Raw genomic sequence first — 4,156 nt, 5'->3', positions numbered from 1 at the left:
CAGCGCCGAGTTCCGCCTCCAGCTCCGCGAGGTCCTTGAAGTGCACGTAGAACGTGCCTTTTGCGAGGCCCGCCGCCTGCATCACCGCATCCACGGTTACCGCGCCGTCCGTCGTCGTCGCGTAGCGGTCGCGTGCTGCATTCAGGATCGCGGCGCGGGTACGCGCCCGCTTCTCTGAGCCGATCTCCGCCCGTCTCACCAGATTTACTCGCGCCATTGTCGTGCCAAAACCGCCCTTCGCGATGTTGTTATAGTCAGTCTGACCAGTAGGTCAAGATGAAAAATGAGGCGCCGGCGCCAACGCCTCGTCCGTCGGGAGCGAGCGACGCCGGCGGGACGCCGCGTCTGTCTGGCTCGCGCGAAGACATGACGCTCAAGGACCCGAAGGATTTCCGCATCATCGGCAAGCCGATACCGGGCGTCGACAATCCGAAGATCGTAACCGGCCAGAAACTCTTCGGCATCGACGTGACCATGCCGGGGATGGTGTATGCCGTCTTTCAGAAATGCCCGGTCTTCGGCGGTACGGTGAACAGCGCGAATATCGACCAAATCAAGAAGCAACCGGGCGTGATCGACGCTTTCATCGTGCGTGCGCGCGATGCAAATCCGGGCAGCGATCCACAAGGAGCGAGCGACGGCGTTGCGATCGTTGCGAAAAACTGGTGGCTCGCTGATCGCGCGCGCGAGAAGCTGCAAGTGAGCTGGGATGAAGGCCCGTTCGCGACGCAAAGCTCGGACGGGTTCGCGAAGGAGGCGGCGCGGCTTGCGCAAGAAAATCCCGCCTCGTATCTCCGCCGCGACGGCGACGTGGCAATCGCTCTAGCCCGCATTTCTCACAGTTCCCGACGACCGAGTGCTGTGTTGCAATTCCTCGAATCTCTGCAGGTACTTACATCGCCGCGTCATGTAACAGGCTGGATGGGCCGAAAAACAGACTGTTTCTTACCGCTTTTGCACCGAACTGCGGTAGGACGCTGATTTCAGACTCAAATCTGCGATTTCGGCGTGCGCCGATTTCAAGCGTGTGAGATATCCGGGCTAGGCGGTGCGGCGCGTATCGTGGAAGCGTCCTACTTCTATCCTTTCCCCTCGCATATCGATCTCGAGCCGCAGAACTGCACCGCGCACTTCGAGAATGGCAAAATCACGCTCTGGGCGCCGACGCAACAGCCTGCGCCGGGCGCGGCACTCGTCGCCGCAACCCTCGGCATTCCGCAAAGCAATGTCACGGTGAACATGACACGGATCGGCGGCGGTTTCGGTCGGCGGCTGCGCAATGATTTCATGGCGGAAGCGGCTTGGATCGCCAGACAAGTCGGCGCGCCGGTGAAACTCCTGTGGAACCGGCAGGACGACATGCAGCACGACTTCTACCGTCCCGCCGGCTTCCATTTCTTCAAAGCGGGACTTGATGCCAACGGCAAGCTGACCGCATTCCGCGATCATTTCGTGACGTTCAAGCGCGGCGCGAATATCGCCGATTCGGCGATGATGGACGCCAATGAATTCCCCGCACTCTGCGTCCCGAGTCTCGAATACGGACAGTCGCTGATCGCGTTCAACGTGCCGACCGGACCGCTGCGCGCACCACGCTCCAACGCGTTTGCCTTCGCCTTCCAGTCCTTTATCGATGAGCTCGCGCATGCGGCGGGCAGCGACCCGGTGGAATTCCGGCTCGCGTTGCTCGGAGAACCACGCGTGCTCACGAATTCCAGCGGCAAGCCGGATGCGCTCCGCGATTTCGACACCGGCCGCATGCGCGCCGTGCTGCAGCGCGTTGCGGAAATGTCCGCCTGGGACAAGCGTGACACTTTGGCGAAACGCACCGGCAAAGGTGTGGCGTTCTATTTCAGCCATTTGGGCTATTTCGCCGAAGTAGTGCAGGCGACCGTCGCCGAGTCGGGTGATGTCAGACTGGATCATGTCTGGATCGTCGCCGATGTCGGCAGTCAGATCATCAATCCGAGCGGCGCCGAAAACCAAGTGCAGGGGGCCGTGCTCGACGGACCCGGCGCGGCGCTGGGCCAGGCAATCATCATCGAACGCGGGCGCATGGTGCAGGCGAATTTCGACACGGTCAAGCCGCTGCGCATGAACCAGGTACCCCCGATCGACCTGCAGTTCCTGGTCACGAACCACCCGCCGACTGGGCTCGGCGAGCCCGCTTTGCCGCCGGTAATTCCCGCTCTCTGCAACGCAATCTTCGCCGCGACAGGCAAGCGCATCCGTAGCCTGCCGATCGACCCGGAGATGCTGAAGGCGTAAGTGTCGGCCTGCAATGTGGGGTTCGGGAGTTGCACGAGACTCAGCGCCGTAAATCGCGACCCGCTGCCGTGCAGCACTCGCTGTCCAGGGAAGCGCGGCAGGTCGCCAGATGGTCGCTTCGAGACCGTCTGGCTGACCAGCGAGGCCAACCTCGCGGCGTTGACCGAATTCCGGCAGGCTGGGACGATCATAAAGACGTCCGTCGTTCCGACCCGCTGCGAGTGACCACACAGACTGGATCCGGAGGAAACAAAACAATGTCCACGCCGCTACAAGTCTCCGGCAGGGTCCGAAAAATCCAGCGCAGCGCGCTGATCATGCTGCTGATCTCTGGCGTCATCAACTATATCGATCGCGCTACGCTCGCGGTCGGCAATCCGCTCATCCGCCAGGAACTTGGCCTTTCGATCGCGGATATGGGCTATCTGCTCTCCGCCTTTCTCTGGGCCTATGCCTTCGCACAACTCCCGTCCGGCGCGCTGGTCGACCGCTTCCGCCCGCGCGTGCTGCTGACGGCAGGGCTCGCGCTCTGGTCCCTCGCCCAGGTCGTGAGCGGGCTGGTCGCGAACTTCGGGCAATTCTATGTCGCGCGCCTCTGCCTCGGCGCCGGCGAGGCGCCGCAATTCCCGACCGCGACGCGCGTGACCCGCGACTGGTTCAACCCGCGCAGCCGCGGAGTCGCCTCCGGCATCTGGAACAGCGCCGCGCCGCTCGGCACCGCGATCGGCGTGCCGCTCCTCACCGCACTCATGCTCGCCTTCGGCTGGCGCTGGATGTTCATCATCATGGGGCTAGCTGGCCTGGTCGTCGCCGCGATCTGGTTCACGCTCTACCGCAACCCGACCGAGGTCGCGCTCACCGATGGCGAGATCGCCTATTGCACGGAGGGCGATCCGGCCACGCGCCGGGACCCGGTGACGTTCCGCGAATGGCGGATGCTGTTCAGGTTCCGCACCACCTGGGGCATGATCATCGGCTATTTCGGCTGCATCTACGTGACCTGGATCTACCTAGCCTGGCTGCCGGGTTATCTGGAGATCCAGCGGCATATGAGCGTGACGCACACCGGCATCGCCGCGGCGATCCCCTTTCTCTGGGGCATCGCCGGATCGATGGCCGGCGGCTACGGCGCCGACCGGCTGCTCCGTGCCGGGCAGACCGCGCTCAACAGCCGCAAAATTCCTGCCTCGCTCGCCCTGGTCGGCACGGCCTGCTTCACCGTCGCGGCAGCCTATACGCAGAGCGACACACTCGCCATCGCCTGCATCTCGGCGGCAGTCTTCCTGCTCTACGTGACCAGCACCTGCTCTTGGGCGCTGAGCTCCGTCGCGGTGCCGCCGAACCTCACCGCTTCGGTCGGCGCGATGATGAATTTCGGCGGCTACCTGGGCGGCGCGCTGGCGCCGACCGTGACCGGCCTGATCGTGCAGCGGACCGGCTCCTTCGTCGCAGCCCTCGTGGTCGGCGCGATCGTCGCCCTCGTCTCCGCATGGTCCTACATGTTCGTCGTCCGCGACGAGATCTCGGACGCGCATCTCGACGCGTTGCACGCCTCGCTCGCGAAGTGACGCACCGCCCCTGAAGACTGCGGGCGTTAGGCCGCGCCTTGCGCGACCTAACGTCCCGGCAGCGCGAGGCGAAGGCCGAAGCCGAGCAACACGCTGCCGCAGACGCGATCGAGCGCGCGGATCACCTTCGCCCGCTGCAGCAGGCGCGCGAACGGGCGCATCGCCAATGAACGGCTGGTTTAGCCTGGATTTCTCATACGCAAGAGGTGCATCGGGGCTGAGAATCTGAGAGAATCGTTGTGTCGCAGCGATTTCTCCACGATCCAAGGTGCGCCCCGATGCAGACAGACTGTACGCCGAAGCTGTTCGAATTTGAAGCG

General features: G+C 63.7%; 4 protein-coding genes. 3 read left to right on the top strand and 1 reads right to left on the bottom strand.

Annotation, left to right across the window (positions count from 1 at the left end):
- Nucleotides 1-217: TetR family transcriptional regulator (locus tag VJX68_RS00865; protein WP_324093745.1), on the bottom strand; the 217-nt coding region annotated here is incomplete at its 3' end.
- 59 nt (nt 218-276) lie between these two features.
- On the opposite strand from VJX68_RS00865, the gene VJX68_RS00860 reads away from it, so the two are divergent.
- The 3 genes from VJX68_RS00860 to VJX68_RS00850 all read left to right on the top strand — a co-directional run bounded on the left by VJX68_RS00860 (nt 277) and on the right by VJX68_RS00850 (nt 3,836).
- Nucleotides 277-981: a hypothetical protein gene (locus VJX68_RS00860; RefSeq protein ID WP_324093744.1), complete on the top strand. Its 705-nt coding sequence runs from the start codon at nt 277-279 to the stop codon at nt 979-981.
- A 27-nt stretch (nt 982-1,008) separates the two neighbouring features.
- Entirely contained in the window at nt 1,009-2,268 is a 1,260-nt protein-coding gene (locus tag VJX68_RS00855) for a xanthine dehydrogenase family protein molybdopterin-binding subunit (RefSeq protein ID WP_324093743.1), read from the top strand.
- A 257-nt stretch (nt 2,269-2,525) separates the two neighbouring features.
- Entirely contained in the window at nt 2,526-3,836 is a 1,311-nt protein-coding gene (locus VJX68_RS00850; RefSeq protein ID WP_324093742.1) for an MFS transporter, read from the top strand.
- Nucleotides 3,837-4,156: the final 320 nt, after the last annotated feature.

It is taken from the genome of Binatus sp. (SeqCode) (assembly GCF_035272065.1).
Lineage (GTDB): Bacteria > Desulfobacterota > Binatia > Binatales > Binataceae > Binatus.
The sequence above is the reverse complement of the archived record's forward strand: the minus strand, read 5'-3'. Positions and strand labels throughout refer to the sequence as shown.

What these genes read in the sequence shown, in the direction of transcription:
- VJX68_RS00860 (WP_324093744.1), top strand. Translation starts at nt 277, where the DNA reads ATGAAAAATGAGGCGCCGGCGCCAACGCCTCGTCCGTCGGGAGCGAGC.
- VJX68_RS00850 (WP_324093742.1), top strand. Translation starts at nt 2,526, where the DNA reads ATGTCCACGCCGCTACAAGTCTCCGGCAGGGTCCGAAAAATCCAGCGC.